The following is a 15,073-nucleotide window of genomic DNA, read 5'->3' on the forward strand; positions in this document are numbered from 1 at the left end:
AAAAAGTTCTTTACCTGCGCTTGGAAATATGAGAACAAAAGGTCAACAAAGGATTAAAACTCTGACCGGAGGTGACCCTATGCTGACCCAGATCAAGACCGCTTTCAGCCGCGCGCAATCGACTATCCTGCAGGATGCCGTTGGCGTGTTGTCTTTGGTCGTGATGCTGATGGTGGCCCTTCACCTGCCGGTTGGTTTCTAAGCCTTTCTGCCTGCGATCTCGTGCCGAAAAATCCGCGCTGTCATCCCCATTTCAGTCAAGGGTGACCTGCCTGTCCCAAACCCCTTGAGGGGCCATGCCTCGGCCCCGCGCGGTACACCGGACCCCACACGAGACACGCAATACCTGCCGCCGCCCTTTCGCCCGGAAAGCGCGGCGGCTTTTTTTACAATTGGCCGGTTTTGAAGATCTCCAACAGCGCGGACAGGACTGAGTTGGCAGCAACCGAGGCCAAGATCATCCCCATGACACGGCTGATGATTGCCGCGCCTGAATGACCGATCAGCCGAATGATGGGCTCGGCCAAAAGCATCAGTACAAACGCAACCAGCAATACGGAAAGCATGACAAGCGCTGTGATACCCTGATCCGCGATGCTGTAACGGTGGTTGTCAGTTAGGATAACAATTGCCAGCATTGCGCCGGGGGATGCCAGTGAAGGCACGGCAAGCGGGAAAATCGCCGGGTTCTGCTGGTGGTACGCGTCTTCACGATCTTCTTCGGCTTGCCGTTGTTCGACCTCTTGTTTGCTTTCACCAAAGATCATCGTCAGGGCAAACAGAAACAGGATAATGCCGCCAGCGACCTGAAAAGAATTCAACCCGATATCCAGCGCTTCGATCAGCACCTGACCAAATACAAGGAAGAACAGCAATACGGCAGCACTTATCACGGCTGCTAACAGCGCTGTCCGCCGCCGGCCTGCCGCGTCCAATCCGGCCGTAACGGCGATGAAAACGGGAATTGTTCCAATCGGGTCGATAACGACCCAAAGCGTAACGAAATGCTCGAGCAAATTATTCAAACCCATCCCTCCTGAAATCTGGGCAGAGGGTAAACGGGTTTACACCAAATAGCTATAATCAGGCGCAGTTTGCCCGTTCAGCCTGCGCCATGGCCTCAGCCGTGGCATCCAGAACCAGCAGGATCGACGCGTGGCGGTTTTTATAATCCCGTGCGGGCATAAGCACCTCAAGGCCGTCAAACGGCGCATCGGGTGCAGGGCCACCAGTCTTGAGCATGGCCGCCAACTGATCGCGCGCAGCTTCGACCTGCGCCCGCGACGCGCCAATTATTGCATCTCCGACGACCGAGGCGGACGCTTGCCCCAAAGCACAGGCCTTGACGTCCTGACCAAAGGCACTGATCTGACCATCGCGAACCTTGATGTCCACAGTTACTGTCGATCCGCATAAAGGTGAGCGTTTCTTGACGGTTGCATCGGGATCTTCCAGTCGCTCAAGATGCGGAATATCCGCAGCCAGCGCCAGAATGCGCCCGGAGTACAGCTTAATCAGGTCGTTCTCGCCGCTCATGGCTTTCCCTCGTCGTGTGTTACCCATACATAGTGGCGAGCCCACCGGATGCAAAAGGTTTTTGAGATGTCTGACCCAGTCGTGTTTGATCCCTCTACTTTGAGATTTAATGAGGCGGGTCTGATCCCGGCGATTGCGCAGGATGAAACATCAGGCGAGGTTCTGATGATGGCCTGGATGAATGTGCAGGCGGTTGAAAAGACCCTTGAAACCGGGCGGGTAACATATTGGTCGCGCTCGCGGCAGGCCTTCTGGATCAAGGGCGAAACCTCGGGCCATGTACAGGAACTGGTGGATTTCCGGATCGATTGTGACAGGGACTGCCTATTGGTTCTGGTCCGTCAAACCGGTGCAGCCTGCCATACCAACCGACGAACCTGTTTTTTTACCGCCGTTCGGGATGGGATCGAAACTGAACTGATGGCGCCAATGGAATAGGGGTCAAAGCCCAACCATTCGGCGAATGTCGTCTGGCCTGGCTCCTTCGGCCCGGTATTTTGAAATCGCGCGGGCATCGTCGCGTTTGGCCAGCCGTTTGCCTGCATCATCGCGGATCAGATCATGGTGGAGATACTCGGGTGTCGGTAGGTTCAGTAAAGCCTGCAACAGAACGTGGATGCGGGTCGCTTCGAACAAGTCCCGCCCTCGAACCACCTGTGTTACACCCTGAGCGGCATCGTCAAGCACAACGGACAAGTGATACGACGTCCCCATGTCGCGGCGGGACAGAACTACATCACCTATGGTGGCAACCAACTCATCAGGCGTGAAAGTGATAATGCCGGTTTCGCCGCCCGGACGCGATCCCAGCTCAAGAAATTGGTACCTGTCCGGGTTGCGGACCGCCTGACACGCCTTGACCACGTCCAATCGCAAGGGGTCCTGAGTTGGACGAGGAAGGATCGATAAATCTTTGCCAACAAACCTTTTTCGACAGGTCCCGGGATAAACAAGCCCGTCGGGTCCAAGCATCGGCGCGCCTTCCTGCGGCGCACTGGCTGCTGCTGCTATATCTTTGCGATTACACGTGCACGGATACAAAAGCCCCTGCGCCCATAGCTGGTCCAGCGCCTTATGGTAAACGTCCATACGATCCGATTGGCGCATTACGGGTTCTGGCCATGTCAGCCCCAGCCATCTGAGGTCGCTGTATATCTGATCCTCCCATAGCTGTCGTGAGCGGGATCGATCGATATCCTCAATTCGCAGCAAGAACCGGCCGCTTTCAGATGTGGCCCTATCGCTGGCAACCAACGCAGAATACGCGTGCCCGAGATGAAGGGGGCCTGTTGGGGATGGCGCAAAGCGCGTTACAAGAGTCACGCTTTTTCTAATACATACACGTCAGAGTTAAGGTTGATCCCAGGCAGGTGGGGACCGTGTTCACGAAATAACAAACGTGCTGCCCCCATGTCGACCCAATCCGTCAGACGGCAGGTGAATTTATGGTCCGCCAACGCATGATCGTTCAGCGAAAAGCCAAGCAAACCACCCTTGGGCAGTGCGTGCATCAACAAATCCAGTGTCTCGGGCGGGGCAGCACCTTTTCCGATCACTCCTATGGCTGTGATCATCGTGTATTCCCCACGTTTCAACGGCGCGGGCTTGGCGATATCGAATCCGGTCAATGTTCGGTAAACGCCTTTGCTGGCGGCTTCCTGAAGCATGTTCTCTGTTGGGTCCATCCCATCGATGACCTCAAAGCCAACAGCGCGCAGGGCAAGCCCTGACAACCCGGTGCCGCAGCCGTAGTCCAGAATAGGTGTCTGGGGCTTCGGTGCGAAAGACCACAAAGCCGCTGCTACACGGCCCGGCGTGGCGTAACCGTGTTCACCAACTTCCTTTTCATAGGTCGCAGCCCAGTTCTGATAGTGCGCTTCAGTCGCTTCAGGCGTGCCGAGATTGTATGTGCTGTTCAAAAACGTGTCGTTCATTCCAGCATGCTAGGCCGAGACCGCATTAAGCGTCTAGTCAGCAATGTTCCAACCAGTTACTCCATTCAGCTTTGGCCCGATCGGTATAGGCCTTGTACCGGTCTTTACGACCCCGACGCCCGCCTTTCAGGCCATCCACGGGGCGAAACAGACCGAAATTCACGTTCATCGGCTGAAAGGTCTTGGCCTCGGCACCGCCCGTAATGTGATGGATCAAAGCACCCATTGCGCTGTCTTGCGGAACGGTTGGCAGGTCACGCCCCAAAATCTGAGCGGCGGCAAGCCGACCAGCCAGCAACCCCATCGCGGCGCTTTCTACATAGCCTTCGACGCCGGTGATCTGTCCGGCAAACCGGATGTTGGGTTTGGATTTCAACCGCATTTGCGAATCCAAAAGCGTGGGAGAGTTGATGAATGTGTTTCGGTGGATGCCGCCCAACCGGGCGAAGCTGGCATTTTCCAAACCCGGGATCATACGGAACACGTCGGTCTGGGCGCCATACTTCATCTTGGTCTGGAAACCCACGATGTTGAACAAGGTGCCCAGTGCATTATCACGGCGCAGCTGCACCACTGCATGCGGTTTCACATCGGGCTCATGCGGGTTGGTCAGCCCGACCGGTTTCATCGGACCATGGCGCAGCGTTTCGCGACCGCGTTCGGCCATAACCTCGATGGGTAGACAGCCGTCAAAGTAACCTGCTGTCTCTCCTTCGTGAAATTCGGTTTTATCTGCTGCCAGAAGCGCATCTATGAAGGCTTCGTACTGATCCCGGTCCATCGGACAGTTCAGATAGGCTGTCCGCTCTTCTTCAGTCTCGCCCTTGTCGTAGCGTGATTGCATCCACGCTTTGCTCATGTCGATGCTCTCGGCATAGACGATCGGTGCGATGGCGTCGAAAAAGGCAAGTGCGTCAGACCCTGTCTCGGCCTGGATGGCCTGACCCAGCGCGGGCGACGTCAGGGGACCGGTCGCAAAGATCCACTGACCTTCGTCGGGCAGGGTCGTCACTTCTTCGTCGGTTACCGTCACGCGTGGATGGGCGCGAAGTTTTGCAGTCACACTTTCTGCAAACGGGTCACGATCCACAGCCAGAGCGCCACCGGCTGGCAAGCGGTGTTCATCGGCTGTAGTCATGATCAACCCATTGGCAGCACGCATTTCCCAATGCAGCAGGCCCACGGCATTCTGCTCATCATCATCCGAACGGAACGAGTTCGAGCACACCATTTCCGCCAGGTTGCCGGTCTGGTGTGCAAAGGTGCCGATGGTCGGACGCATTTCGTGAATCACAACATCCACGCCCATTTCAGCAGATTGCCAGGCCGCTTCTGACCCGGCCATGCCGCCGCCTACAATATGCAAAGCTTGTGTCATGCGATGCCACATAGGGCAGACCACAATCGGGCGCAACTGAGGCAAAGCAGTTTGGCGAATTTTATGAAAGGGGTCTTGGGGTCGCCGCTGCGGGATTGTCAGCGCTGGTGAGAGAGACCAGCTGGAGGGACCTTCCGCCCACGGCGACCCAAAAGTGTCCTGAGGCCTTGGCCTCGACCCAGCTTTGCCACAGTGTCGCCCTTTTGAAAAGTGCAAAATTCAAAACAGTGGCGAAAAATGTGCAAAACAATTGCATTATTGGGACCAATTTGGGGGGCGTTTTTCGATAAAGGCTGAAATGCCTTCTTCTGTATCCCGGTACAGCATGTTTTGCGCCATTACGTCGCCGGTATAGGCATAGGCCTGATCCAGCGGCATCAGAAGCTGTTGATAAAACGCCTCTTTACCGATTTTGACAGCGGCTCCTAGCTTGGAGGCAACCTGTTCTGCAAGCGCATTGGCTTCGTGTTTAAGATGCGTCATGGGGACAACGCGGTTGACCAAACCCAAATCGGCAGCACGTTCAGCTGATATGAACTCTCCTGTTGTCAGCATTTCAAATGCCTGCTTTTTGGGGATATTGCGGCTGAGGGCCACCATTGGGGTGGAGCAGAATAAGCCGATATTAACGCCGTTCACTCCAAACCGCGTGTCTTCGGCGGCGACGGCCATGTCACAGGTGGCCACCAACTGACACCCGGCGGCGGTTGCAATGCCGTGGACCTGTGCGATGACGGGCTGGGGCAGGGACTGGATTGACATCATCACCTTCGCGCAGCGAGAAAACAGGTCATTGAAATAAGCTTTGCCGCCATCTTCGGACTGGCGTCCGGCCGTCATCTGTTTCAGATCGTGGCCAGCGCAAAATGCCTTGCCCTGACCCGCCAGGATCACTGCCCGGATCGACGTGTCTTTACGCAACGTGTCCAGTTCAGCCTGAAGCGCCGACAGCATCTCGTCACTCAGCGCGTTCAGCCGCTCTGGGGCGTTCATTGTAAGCCGCGCAACAGCGCCGGTGTCGTTACGTTCCAGAATTGCCATCTTGCCCTCCGATCCCATGTTGGGCCAACTCTAGGTCGGTATGAGCAGGAGGGAAAGCATGGCGTTGGCAATGAACCGGGACGAACTGTCACAATACCTTAAGCAGGTTTTCCCGCAGGTGCACAAAGACTTTGTCGTCGAGGACCTGACCGAAGATACAATCACTATGCGCCTTGTTGTGCAGGATCAGCATTTGCGGCCGGGGGGCACGGTTTCGGGGCCATCCATGTTTGGGTTGGCCGATGTTTGTGTATACGCAATGGTTCTGGCGCGAAAAGGGCGTCAATCCCTGGCGGTCACAACGAACAGTTCCCTGGATTTTTTGCGCAAACCAGAAGGCAACACGGACATGATCGCCAAATGTCGCCTGCTGAAACTGGGCCGGACTTTGGCCGTCGGTGACGTGCTTATGTATTCCGATGGCGCAGAAGACCCAGTTGCCAGAGCGACGATGACCTATTCCCTGCCACCAGCAGGGTCTGCAGCCGCGAAATTCGGATAAAAAAAGACCGGGGACAAGCCCCGGCCCAGGAAGAGGTCCCAATAATGGGACTGGGGATCAGTTAAATCTGCCAAAAATGGCGCTTTACTTCGCGGCGCGCATCATGACGGGTCAGACCGACGTCTTTCAGCAAGCGGTCATCCAGATAACTAAGATTGACGCGGCTGCGGCGACGACGCTCCCATTGAGTGACCGCTGCCGCAAACCGCACGGCCAGTGCAGCGGCCAGAGGCAGCCGGGGGCTGTCGGTCAGCAGCAGAAGGGCGGGGGTGTGCATTGTGCGTGTCATCTCGGAATTCCTTTCAAATTGTATTGACACAAATTAGCTGTACTTGGTACACATGACTGATACATTCGAAATTGTGTCAAAAGCAAAGGAAGAATTGTAATGGATACAATTTGGCCAGAGGCGCTGTCAAAATCTAAAGGACCGAAATACACTCTGGTTGCTGACACAATTCGAAAAGCCATAGATAACAAATCTTTGGAAGTCGGTGTCAAACTCCCTCCGGTGCGCGAACTGGCGTATCGTCTGCAAATAACACCTGGTACAGTCGCGCGCGCCTATACAATCCTGACAGATGAGGGGTTGTTACAAGCCGAAGTCGGACGTGGTACATTTGTTGCGCCGCCGAAATCGCCCATTCTTGACGACGTTTGGGCGCGGCAACTGCATCTTCGCGACGACAAGTACAATGCCAATGTAAGCCTGTTCAGCCCAAGGTTGGCGGATATGGGGCAGGTGTCCCTGATCCGTGAATGTCTGAAAAAAGTGTCGCAAGCCGATCCGGGTTTGTTTCTGAATTACCCGACGCGCGATGCGTACCAGCCCGTGCGACAGGCGGTTGTGGACTGGTTGTCAGATCTTCCGCTGGGTGCACTGACCCATGATGATATTGTGTTGACACATGGTGGCCAGAACGGGCTTTGCGTTGTGTTTCAGACGATCCTGCGTGGGCCCAAACCTGTCGTACTGGTCGAGGACCTGTCTTATGCCGGGTTCCGTCGCGCAGGCGAACTGATGCGCGCGGAAGTGGTCGGTGTGAAGATGGACAAATGGGGTGTCGATCCCGCAGCGTTGGAGCATGTTCTGCGCCAGACCACAGCGCAGGCCGTCTGTGTGTCGCCAGAAGTTCAGAACCCAACGGGCGCGCACACACCGTTGGAGCGGAGGAAAGAGATCGTTGAGATTGCCCGTCGCTTTGATTTGCAGATCATTGAAGATGACTGCTATCGCATGGGCGATGCCCGAGAGCCCAGCTTTCGGGCGCTGGCGCCTGAACGGGGATGGCACGTGTCATCAATCTCGAAGATTCTGACACCGGCATTGCGTGTGGGTTTTGCTATCGCCCCCAGAGAAAGAAGTGTCGATTTGCGCCGGTCCGCTGAATACGGATATTTCGGATTGGCCCAACCCTTGGCGGAATTAACCCGTCATTTGTTGTCCGATCCGCGCACGCGCCAGATCGCCAAGGATGTGCGCACACGGATGGGGGATTATCTACGCGTCGCCGTCAATACCCTGGGTGGGTTTGATTTGAACTGGGGCCCGGACGTTCCCTTTGTCTGGCTGAGCCTTCCGTCTGGCTGGCGGTCGGCTGCATTCAGTCGCGCAGCCGAGAGGGAAGGGATACAGCTCCGATCCGCCGACGAATTCGCGCTGCGCGATGGGCGCGCGCCGAACGCGGTACGTATTGCCATGAATGGCCATGTGTCGCTGGAACGGTTCGAGGACGCGATGCAGCGCCTGCGGGTTCTATTGGACAATCCGCCTGAACAAATCAGCGTTTGAAGATGGGGTAAAATAATACCTATTTTTTAAGTTCTTGTTTTTACATACATAAATAAGACAAGTGTTGCTTGACCTGCGTGCAGGCACCTCATAAAACCCGTCCATCGAATTCGGGCCGCTCCGCTGGGGCGGTCTTTCACATCAAACAGGACTATCCTGCCATGAAAACCTTTTCTGCAACACCTGCAGACATCGACAAGAAGTGGATCCTGATCGACGCCGAAGGCGTTGTTCTGGGCCGTCTTGCTTCGATCGTCGCCATGCGCCTGCGTGGCAAGCACAAAGCGTCGTTCACCCCGAACATGGACATGGGCGACAACGTCATCGTGATCAACGCTGACAAAATCCAGATGACCGGCAAGAAGCGCGAAGAAAACTTCTACTGGCACACTGGCCACCCGGGCGGCATCAAGTCGCGCACCAAACAGCAGATTTTGGAAGGTGCGCACCCCGAGCGCGTGGTCTTCCAGGCCGTCAAGCGCATGCTGCCAGGCAACCGCCTGTCGCGCCAGCAGATGACCAACCTGCGTATCTATGCCGGTGCCGAGCACCCGCACGAGGCCCAGGCCCCCGAAGTTCTGGACGTCAAGTCCATGAACAAGAAAAACACCCGGAGCTAATGACCGATGGTTGATCAGATCAATACTCTCGAAGAGCTGAGCGCCGTCGCAGGCGTTGAAACCGTGGCCGAAGAAGTCATCGTGCGTGAACCCGTACGTGACGAGCTGGGCCGCTCCTATGCCACTGGCAAGCGTAAAGACGCTGTTGCCCGCGTTTGGATCAAGCCGGGTTCCGGCAAGGTCACCGTGAACGGCAAAGATCAGGACGTCTATTTTGCACGCCCCGTTCTGCAGCTGATTCTGCGCCAGCCGTTCCAGGTTGCCGGCGTAGAAGGTGAATTCGACGTTGTTGCAACCGTCAAAGGCGGTGGCCTGACCGGTCAGGCCGGTGCGGTCAAGCACGGCATCTCGAAAGCGCTGCAACTCTATGATCCGAACCTGCGTGGTGCCCTGAAAGCCGCTGGCTTCCTGACCCGCGACAGCCGCGTTGTGGAACGTAAGAAATTCGGTAAGCGCAAAGCCCGCCGTTCGTTCCAGTTCTCGAAGCGTTAATTCGCCGGGAATACCCAAAAGAAAGGGCTCGCACTTGCGAGCCCTTTTGCTTTGCGCGGGTCAGGGATTCATTCTTCGTAAACGAGTTTCCACGCACCGTTTTCAACAACGTTGACGAACACAGTATCCGCGCCCTGATGGTCTTCAGGACCATAGGTGATGTGGTTGCCGACCAGATCGTCCTGATAATCCAGAGTTTCCATCGCTGCGATGAAACTGTCCTGCGTCAGATCAGGGCCTGCGGCCTCCAACGCCTTAACCATCATTTCAGCCGCCGAATAACCCAGCATGGCAAATCCGACCGGATCTTCGCCTGTGGCTGCCTTGTATTCCTCGATAAATGCGGCCGGGGCAGGTTGATCCGCACGCGCCCAAAGATCCTTCCACGAAGCTGCCGCGTAGAATCCATCAGTCACGCCACCGGGCACCTGCGCCACGACCGTTAGGAAACTGGCCGAGGTGCCGAGAAATTTCATATCAGTCAGGCCCATTTTCTTTGCGGTGCCCACGACGGTGATTGCCTGCCGCACCCCAAGCGCCATGGTGACGATATCGCAACCCTCTTCCTTGAGCTTGCTCAGCGATCCGACAAAGTCCGTCTCATCCGGTTTATGGGTGGTTTCTGATCCAAAAGTGATCCCGGCCTCTTCGGCTCCGGCCTTGCTGCCTTCTAGAATTTCCTCACCAAAATCTGTCGGCAGGTACATGGTGCAGACCGTCTTTGAGCCAAACTCGCCTGCCAGATAGTTCACGCCAACGCGCGCCTGATCGAAATAGGTCGAGAAGGAGGTGAACTTGTTCCGCATGGGTTCCTGCAACATCTGACGCGCAGCTGTAAGAGGCGCTACGTTGGGAATGCCTTTGGGATCCAACAGCTTGAACCCTGCCATGTTCATCGGCGTGCCAAGCGATTGCAGCATGGCGAATACTTTGTCGCGATTCAGCAGTTTGTTATAGCCCTGCATGGCTCGCGGCATCTGATAGCCGTTGTCTTCGACCACGTAACGAATTTTGCGCCCGTGCACGCCGCCAGCCGCATTCACCCGATCAAAGACAACATTTGCACCTTTGGTTGCCGGAACACCCACTGCGGCGAAAATCCCGCTCAGGTCGTTAACCGAACCAATGACAATCTCATCATCGGTCACGCCCTGTGTTTGCGCCCAACCAAGTGTTGCCGATGCTGTCAGCAGTGATGCAGCCGCCAGCCTGTTGAGTAATTTCTTCATCTCTTTCCTCCCGTTAATCTTTTGGTCAAGTGTACATATCTTCGATCAGATGCCCGTGTTTCTTTTCAACCAATCCGCGTTTCAGCTTCATCGTGGCTGTAAGCTCGTCGTCTTCAGCGGTCAGCAGGACGTCAATCAGACGGAAATCCTTGATCTGCTCGACCCGCGCAAATTCTGCATTAACAGCGGCAATTTCCGAACTGATCAACTGCCTGATTTCCGGTGCTGCGCATAGCGAGGCAAAATTCGAGAAGGGGATTTTATGGCCCTGCGCGTATTTTTCGACATTTTCCTGATCAATCATGATCAGTGCCGTCAGAAATTTACGCCTGTCCCCGATGATGATTGCGTCCGCGACATAATGACTGAACTTAAGGCGGCTTTCGATCTCGGCTGGGGTGATGTTCTTACCACCTGCGGTGATGATAATGTCCTTCAGGCGGCCCGTGATGGTGACATAGCCATCCTTATCTAATGTCCCCATATCTCCGGTACGCAGCCAGCCGTCGGCGGTAAAGGTTTCTGCCGTTTTCGCGTTGTTGCGCCAGTATCCCTGAAAAATGTTCAGGCCCTTCAGTTGGATTTCGCCATCGCCCGAGATACGGATGTCGCACCCTTCGACGGCTTTGCCTATGGTTCCGATCTTATTACTGTCTGTGGTGTTGAGTGTGGCAAGGCCCGAAGTTTCGGTCATCCCGAACCCTTCCACCAACGGCACGCCGATGGACCAGTACCATTTCAGCAGATCAGTCGAGATTGGGGCGGCACCTGTTCCGCCTCGTCGCAGTTTGTCCAGACCCAGCATCCGGCGCAGGTTTTTCAAAACCAGCTGATCCCAGAACCAGAATCTGGTGGCGACGCCGGATGGAACTGGTTGGCCTGCGCTCAGATATCCGGCACGGCGCGCACCAGCTTTCAATGCCAAACCGAATGCCAGCCGCCCCAAAGGCGTGGCTTCCTGTGTTAGGATCTGGACATGTGAGTAGATCTTTTCCCAAACCCTTGGCACCGCTGTGAAGGTTGTCGGCGAAACCTCCTGAAGGTTTGCAAAAACAGTTTCAGGGCTTTCGGCAAAATTGACAGTGCAGCGGGCCGCCAATGGAAAATAGACCGAGACATTACGTTCCAGAATGTGACACAGAGGCAGGAAACACAGCTGTTCATCGCTGGGCAGCGCTGGCAGCGCCCGTGCCGCGGATTCGATGGCCGCCAGAATATTTTCATGGCTAAGCATTGCGCCTTTCGGCTGACCCGTTGTTCCCGACGTATAGACCAGCAAGGCAGTGTCCTGCGGTTTGGCCAATGCAATTTCCGCTTCGAAGCGCCCGGGCTCGGCCAACTCGGCCTTGTGGCCCAAGGCGAACAGCTCGTCGATCATCATGCAGCGCGGATGGTTCAGGTCATGCAATCCTTCGTCCTCAAGGATGATTACCTTGATCAGATCGGGAACCTCGGTCTCAATTCCCAGAAACTTGTCCAGATGTTCTTCATCCTCGACAATCAGAAACCGGCTGCCGCTGTCGTTGATCAGATACTGCAACTGACTGGCGGAATCCGTGGTGTAGACGCCGGAAGCGATACCGCCAACGCCCTGAATACCCATGTCGAGCCAGGCCCATTCCTTGCGATCTTCGGACAGGATTGAAACCACATCGCCGCGTTCCAGTCCCAGCTTGCGCAAGGCCAGCCCGATCCATTTGGCATGCTGCCAGTAATCGGCCCAGGAATAGGATTTCCAGATACCCAGGTCCTTTTCGCGATGCGCCGTTCGGCTGCCCAGTTCGGCACATCGGCTTTGGAACAACTCGGCAATGGTGATGCAGCCATCAACTCGTACCGGGCGCTGTCCTGCTGTTGCGTTGAACTGAACGCCGTTTATCACGACCTGAGGGGGGAGGGGCGTGGCGTCCATCCGTTTTACCTCCACGTCTTTTTCCGCTTCCAGCGGCGGCTTTCGCGCGCGCCTTCTTCTTGTTTTCCAAGATAGAAGCTTTGAATATCCTCGGATCGCAAAAGCGCATCCGCGGCCCCGTCCATGACGATGCGACCCACCTCCATGACATAGCCGTGATGCGCCAGTTCCAGCGCCGCATTGGCATTCTGTTCAACCAGCAACATCGTCATATTCTGTTCTTCGTTCAGACGTTTGAGAATGCCAAAGATCTCTTGCACCAGCAGAGGGGACAGGCCCAATGACGGCTCATCCAGCAACATGATACGAGGTCTGGCCATCAATCCGCGCCCTATGGCCAGCATCTGTTGCTGCCCACCCGAAAGGGTTCCGGCCTCTTGCGACCGACGGCTTTTCAGAACCGGAAAATAACGAAAGACCAGCTCACGATCCTGTTCGATCTGGTCTTTGTCTTTGCGGGTGTAGGCGCCGAGGCTCAGGTTATCATCAACCGTCAGAAGTGGAAAAACTTCGCGCCCTTCCGGGATGTGAACCACCCCGCGCTGGACAACCTTGTGCGGTTCCCAGCCCTGAATGTCACCGCCGTCAAAGGTGATCGTTCCCTTTTCCGGGTCCATCACGCCAGAGATGGTTTTCATCAAGGTGGTCTTGCCCGCGCCGTTTGCGCCAAGGATCGACACGATTTTTCCTTCGTGAACATCCAGCGAAACGCCCCGAATGGCCATGATTGGGCCATAGAAACTTTCGATATTGCGGACTTGCAAGATCGGAGCGTTCATGAGGCTTTCCCCAGATAGGCCTCGATCACGGCCGGGTGCGATTGCACGTCTGCCGGTGGCCCGAGGGCCAGCTTTGCCCCATCTGCCATGGCCAGGACCCGGTCGGACACGCCCGATACCAATCCCATGTCGTGTTCGACCATCAGCACGGTAATGCCCATTTGCCGCCGGATATCGTCGATCCACCAACGCATATCGGTCGTCTCTTCCACTGACAGTCCCGAGGCCGGTTCATCCAGCAGCAGCAACTTGGGATCGGTCGCCAGGGCACGTGCAACTTCGACCACTTTGCGCACGCCGTAAGGCAGCCCGGAAATCAACTTGTCGCGATAGGCCTGCAGGTCGAGGAAATCGATGATCTGTTCAACTTTTTCCCGGTTCTCCAGCTCTTGCCGTCGGACTGAAGGGGTGAACAAAAGTTCCGAAATCAGGTTCGTCTTGCGGTGCCGATGCCGTCCAACCAAAAGGTTTTGCAGGACAGTTGCGTGTTCGAAGAGCTCAATGTTCTGGAAGGTCCGCGCCACACCAAAGGCCGCCACGCCTGACGGTTTGACCCGAAGCAGATCGTGACCATCAAACCGGATCGACCCTGAAAACGGTTCGTAAAAGCGCGAGATCAGATTGAAGACCGTCGATTTGCCCGCGCCATTCGGCCCGACTATGGCAAAGACTTCGCCCTGCTGAACTTCGAAGGACAAATTGTCCACGGCCGTCAGGCCACCAAATTTCAGGGTAACGTTTTCAAATTCAAGCAAGCTCATCTCAGACGCTCCGTCTTGAGATAGGATTTCTGCCGTTTGAACATGTCCTTGCGATAGAAGGGAAACAGTTCGAACCAGGTGCGGATTTTCAGCCAGCGGCCATAGATGCCCATGGGTTCGAAAAGGATGAAGCCGATCAGGATCATGCCAAAGATGCCGAACTCCAGCCCTGGAATGGCAACGGTGTTTCCACCGATAATCGCGCCGACATATTCCTTTGAAATCGATAGAAACTGCGGTAAGAACCCGATGACGATTGCACCCAGAAACGCGCCATGGATCGAGCCCAGCCCGCCAATAACAATCATCATCAGCAATTGGATCGAGATCAGGACGCTGAAGGTTTCATTGTTAAACGCACCAGCAAACAGACCCATCAACGCGCCGGCCCAACCTGTAACCGCACAGGACAGGGCGAATGAAATCATCTTTGTTCGCGCGATATCTATACCCATCGCCTGCGCCGAAACCTCGGAGTCGCGCACGGCGATGAAGCTGCGACCCAATGGGGCCCGCAGCAGGTTTATATATCCCAACGTGACCAGAACGGTGACGAACAGAACCAGCCAGTAAAAAAGATCAGGCGTCCCCCAGCGGTCAACCGTAAGGCCAAAGATCTCGACCCCGCCGATATATTTACCCGCGACACCACCAGTGATCGGCTCGGACAATACGATGATGTCATCCATCAGGATGGAAAGCGCCATGGTAAAGATCGCCAGGTAGATACCGTGAAGCCGCAGCGCAGGGACTGCGACGGTCACACCCGCGATCCCGGTCAGAATTCCGGCCAGCGGAAACGCGACTAGAAAAGGAACGCCTGCCTCAATCAGGGCCACGTTGGCGTAACAGCCAAAGGCCAGAAAGGCCGCATGGCCCAGGCTGACTTGCCCTGTATGTCCGGTCAGGATCATCAGACCCAGACCGGCGATGGCCCAGATCAGAACGTTTGTCAGTTCACCCAGATAGAAATCGTCCAGTGCGAAAGGCGCGGCCGCGACGACAAACAGTAGAAGCAGATAAAGGCGCAGCTGGAACCCGTCTTTCCAGGGGCGGATATCCTGCATGTAGTCGGTTTTGAAAACGATCCGCATGGC

General features: G+C 55.8%; 18 protein-coding genes. 6 read left to right on the forward strand and 12 right to left on the reverse strand.

The annotated features are described in order from the left end of the window. The first annotated feature begins 79 nt into the window (after positions 1 to 79). Positions 80 to 202: a hypothetical protein gene (locus ACR0J7_RS01400; protein ID WP_267366389.1), complete on the forward strand. Its 123-nt coding sequence runs from the start codon at positions 80 to 82 to the stop codon at positions 200 to 202. A 184-nt stretch (positions 203 to 386) separates the two neighbouring features. On the opposite strand, the gene ACR0J7_RS01405 is transcribed toward ACR0J7_RS01400, so the two are convergent. Together ACR0J7_RS01405 and ACR0J7_RS01410 are read right to left on the reverse strand one after the other, a co-directional pair. Then, complete coding sequence (locus ACR0J7_RS01405) at positions 387 to 1,025, reverse strand: MarC family protein (protein WP_209596212.1); 639 nt, start codon at positions 1,023 to 1,025, stop codon at positions 387 to 389. Positions 1,026 to 1,083: 58 nt separating this feature from the next. After that, positions 1,084 to 1,536 (reverse strand): iron-sulfur cluster assembly scaffold protein, encoded by a 453-nt coding sequence (locus tag ACR0J7_RS01410; RefSeq protein ID WP_480505221.1) that lies wholly within the window; start codon positions 1,534 to 1,536, stop codon positions 1,084 to 1,086. Between the two features lie 48 nt (positions 1,537 to 1,584). Between ACR0J7_RS01410 and hisI the strand changes: the two genes are divergently transcribed. Continuing rightward, on the forward strand, positions 1,585 to 1,974 hold the full coding sequence (gene hisI / locus ACR0J7_RS01415) for a phosphoribosyl-AMP cyclohydrolase (RefSeq protein ID WP_480505219.1): 390 nt from the start codon (positions 1,585 to 1,587) through the stop codon (positions 1,972 to 1,974). Between the two features lie 3 nt (positions 1,975 to 1,977). Here hisI and gluQRS read toward each other — a convergent pair whose 3' ends face one another. The 4 genes from gluQRS to ACR0J7_RS01435 form a co-directional block, all read right to left on the reverse strand. After that, positions 1,978 to 2,859 carry a tRNA glutamyl-Q(34) synthetase GluQRS gene (gene gluQRS / locus ACR0J7_RS01420; protein WP_480913077.1) on the reverse strand — a complete coding sequence of 294 codons (882 nt, stop codon included), beginning with the start codon at positions 2,857 to 2,859 and terminating at the stop codon, positions 1,978 to 1,980. Then, positions 2,856 to 3,470 (reverse strand): class I SAM-dependent DNA methyltransferase, encoded by a 615-nt coding sequence (locus tag ACR0J7_RS01425; protein ID WP_480505215.1) that lies wholly within the window; start codon positions 3,468 to 3,470, stop codon positions 2,856 to 2,858. Before ACR0J7_RS01425 ends, gluQRS begins: the two co-directional genes overlap by 4 nt. A 37-nt stretch (positions 3,471 to 3,507) precedes the next feature. Next, a complete protein-coding gene (gene trmFO / locus ACR0J7_RS01430; protein ID WP_480913079.1) occupies positions 3,508 to 4,848 on the reverse strand; it encodes a methylenetetrahydrofolate--tRNA-(uracil(54)-C(5))-methyltransferase (FADH(2)-oxidizing) TrmFO in 1,341 nt (446 codons plus the stop codon). Between the two features lie 255 nt (positions 4,849 to 5,103). Continuing rightward, positions 5,104 to 5,889 (reverse strand): enoyl-CoA hydratase, encoded by a 786-nt coding sequence (locus tag ACR0J7_RS01435; RefSeq protein ID WP_480564816.1) that lies wholly within the window; start codon positions 5,887 to 5,889, stop codon positions 5,104 to 5,106. Positions 5,890 to 5,947: 58 nt separating this feature from the next. Between ACR0J7_RS01435 and ACR0J7_RS01440 the strand changes: the two genes are divergently transcribed. Continuing rightward, positions 5,948 to 6,391 carry a PaaI family thioesterase gene (locus tag ACR0J7_RS01440; protein ID WP_480558422.1) on the forward strand — a complete coding sequence of 148 codons (444 nt, stop codon included), beginning with the start codon at positions 5,948 to 5,950 and terminating at the stop codon, positions 6,389 to 6,391. A 61-nt stretch (positions 6,392 to 6,452) separates the two neighbouring features. Here the strand turns inward: ACR0J7_RS01440 and ACR0J7_RS01445 are convergent, their stop codons facing one another. Continuing rightward, positions 6,453 to 6,680 carry a DUF1127 domain-containing protein gene (locus ACR0J7_RS01445; protein ID WP_480472702.1) on the reverse strand — a complete coding sequence of 76 codons (228 nt, stop codon included), beginning with the start codon at positions 6,678 to 6,680 and terminating at the stop codon, positions 6,453 to 6,455. A gap of 99 nt (positions 6,681 to 6,779) precedes the next feature. Between ACR0J7_RS01445 and ACR0J7_RS01450 the strand changes: the two genes are divergently transcribed. From ACR0J7_RS01450 to rpsI, 3 genes are all read left to right on the forward strand, one after another. Further along, a complete protein-coding gene (locus tag ACR0J7_RS01450) occupies positions 6,780 to 8,183 on the forward strand; it encodes an aminotransferase-like domain-containing protein (protein WP_480772683.1) in 1,404 nt (467 codons plus the stop codon). 161 nt (positions 8,184 to 8,344) lie between these two features. Next, positions 8,345 to 8,803: a 50S ribosomal protein L13 gene (gene rplM, locus ACR0J7_RS01455; protein ID WP_209503960.1), complete on the forward strand. Its 459-nt coding sequence runs from the start codon at positions 8,345 to 8,347 to the stop codon at positions 8,801 to 8,803. Positions 8,804 to 8,809: 6 nt separating this feature from the next. Further along, complete coding sequence (gene rpsI, locus ACR0J7_RS01460; protein ID WP_209503959.1) at positions 8,810 to 9,295, forward strand: 30S ribosomal protein S9; 486 nt, start codon at positions 8,810 to 8,812, stop codon at positions 9,293 to 9,295. Between the two features lie 68 nt (positions 9,296 to 9,363). Here the strand turns inward: rpsI and ACR0J7_RS01465 are convergent, their stop codons facing one another. Genes ACR0J7_RS01465 through ACR0J7_RS01485 form a run of 5 tightly spaced genes read right to left on the reverse strand, consistent with a single transcriptional unit; the run spans position 9,364 to position 15,070 of the window. Beyond that, on the reverse strand, positions 9,364 to 10,524 hold the full coding sequence (locus tag ACR0J7_RS01465; protein WP_480913082.1) for an ABC transporter substrate-binding protein: 1,161 nt from the start codon (positions 10,522 to 10,524) through the stop codon (positions 9,364 to 9,366). Between the two features lie 25 nt (positions 10,525 to 10,549). After that, positions 10,550 to 12,436 carry an AMP-dependent synthetase/ligase gene (locus ACR0J7_RS01470; RefSeq protein WP_480558416.1) on the reverse strand — a complete coding sequence of 629 codons (1,887 nt, stop codon included), beginning with the start codon at positions 12,434 to 12,436 and terminating at the stop codon, positions 10,550 to 10,552. Between the two features lie 5 nt (positions 12,437 to 12,441). Further along, a complete protein-coding gene (locus ACR0J7_RS01475; protein WP_480558414.1) occupies positions 12,442 to 13,215 on the reverse strand; it encodes an ABC transporter ATP-binding protein in 774 nt (257 codons plus the stop codon). Then, entirely contained in the window at positions 13,212 to 13,976 is a 765-nt protein-coding gene (locus ACR0J7_RS01480) for an ABC transporter ATP-binding protein (RefSeq protein WP_480558412.1), read from the reverse strand. Before ACR0J7_RS01480 ends, ACR0J7_RS01475 begins: the two co-directional genes overlap by 4 nt. Next, complete coding sequence (locus tag ACR0J7_RS01485) at positions 13,973 to 15,070, reverse strand: branched-chain amino acid ABC transporter permease (RefSeq protein WP_267364860.1); 1,098 nt, start codon at positions 15,068 to 15,070, stop codon at positions 13,973 to 13,975. The genes ACR0J7_RS01480 and ACR0J7_RS01485 overlap by 4 nt, the downstream gene beginning before the upstream one ends. Positions 15,071 to 15,073 lie beyond the last annotated feature (3 nt).

It is taken from the genome of Ruegeria sp. O4 (assembly GCF_056535125.1).

Excerpts from the sequence above, each read along its gene's own strand:
- hisI (WP_480505219.1), top strand. The coding sequence starts at position 1,585 with ATGCAAAAGGTTTTTGAGATGTCTGACCCAGTCGTGTTTGATCCCTCT.
- rplM (WP_209503960.1), top strand. The coding sequence starts at position 8,345 with ATGAAAACCTTTTCTGCAACACCTGCAGACATCGACAAGAAGTGGATC.
- ACR0J7_RS01410 (WP_480505221.1), bottom strand. The coding sequence starts at position 1,536 with ATGAGCGGCGAGAACGACCTGATTAAGCTGTACTCCGGGCGCATTCTG.
- ACR0J7_RS01465 (WP_480913082.1), bottom strand. The coding sequence starts at position 10,524 with ATGAAGAAATTACTCAACAGGCTGGCGGCTGCATCACTGCTGACAGCA.
- rpsI (WP_209503959.1), top strand. The coding sequence starts at position 8,810 with ATGGTTGATCAGATCAATACTCTCGAAGAGCTGAGCGCCGTCGCAGGC.
- ACR0J7_RS01470 (WP_480558416.1), bottom strand. The coding sequence starts at position 12,436 with ATGGACGCCACGCCCCTCCCCCCTCAGGTCGTGATAAACGGCGTTCAG.
- ACR0J7_RS01440 (WP_480558422.1), top strand. The coding sequence starts at position 5,948 with ATGGCGTTGGCAATGAACCGGGACGAACTGTCACAATACCTTAAGCAG.
- ACR0J7_RS01425 (WP_480505215.1), bottom strand. The coding sequence starts at position 3,470 with ATGAACGACACGTTTTTGAACAGCACATACAATCTCGGCACGCCTGAA.
- ACR0J7_RS01485 (WP_267364860.1), bottom strand. The coding sequence starts at position 15,070 with ATGCGGATCGTTTTCAAAACCGACTACATGCAGGATATCCGCCCCTGG.
- ACR0J7_RS01445 (WP_480472702.1), bottom strand. The coding sequence starts at position 6,680 with ATGACACGCACAATGCACACCCCCGCCCTTCTGCTGCTGACCGACAGC.
- ACR0J7_RS01480 (WP_480558412.1), bottom strand. The coding sequence starts at position 13,976 with ATGAGCTTGCTTGAATTTGAAAACGTTACCCTGAAATTTGGTGGCCTG.
- trmFO (WP_480913079.1), bottom strand. The coding sequence starts at position 4,848 with ATGACACAAGCTTTGCATATTGTAGGCGGCGGCATGGCCGGGTCAGAA.
- ACR0J7_RS01435 (WP_480564816.1), bottom strand. The coding sequence starts at position 5,889 with ATGGCAATTCTGGAACGTAACGACACCGGCGCTGTTGCGCGGCTTACA.
- ACR0J7_RS01450 (WP_480772683.1), top strand. The coding sequence starts at position 6,780 with ATGGATACAATTTGGCCAGAGGCGCTGTCAAAATCTAAAGGACCGAAA.
- ACR0J7_RS01400 (WP_267366389.1), top strand. The coding sequence starts at position 80 with ATGCTGACCCAGATCAAGACCGCTTTCAGCCGCGCGCAATCGACTATC.
- ACR0J7_RS01475 (WP_480558414.1), bottom strand. The coding sequence starts at position 13,215 with ATGAACGCTCCGATCTTGCAAGTCCGCAATATCGAAAGTTTCTATGGC.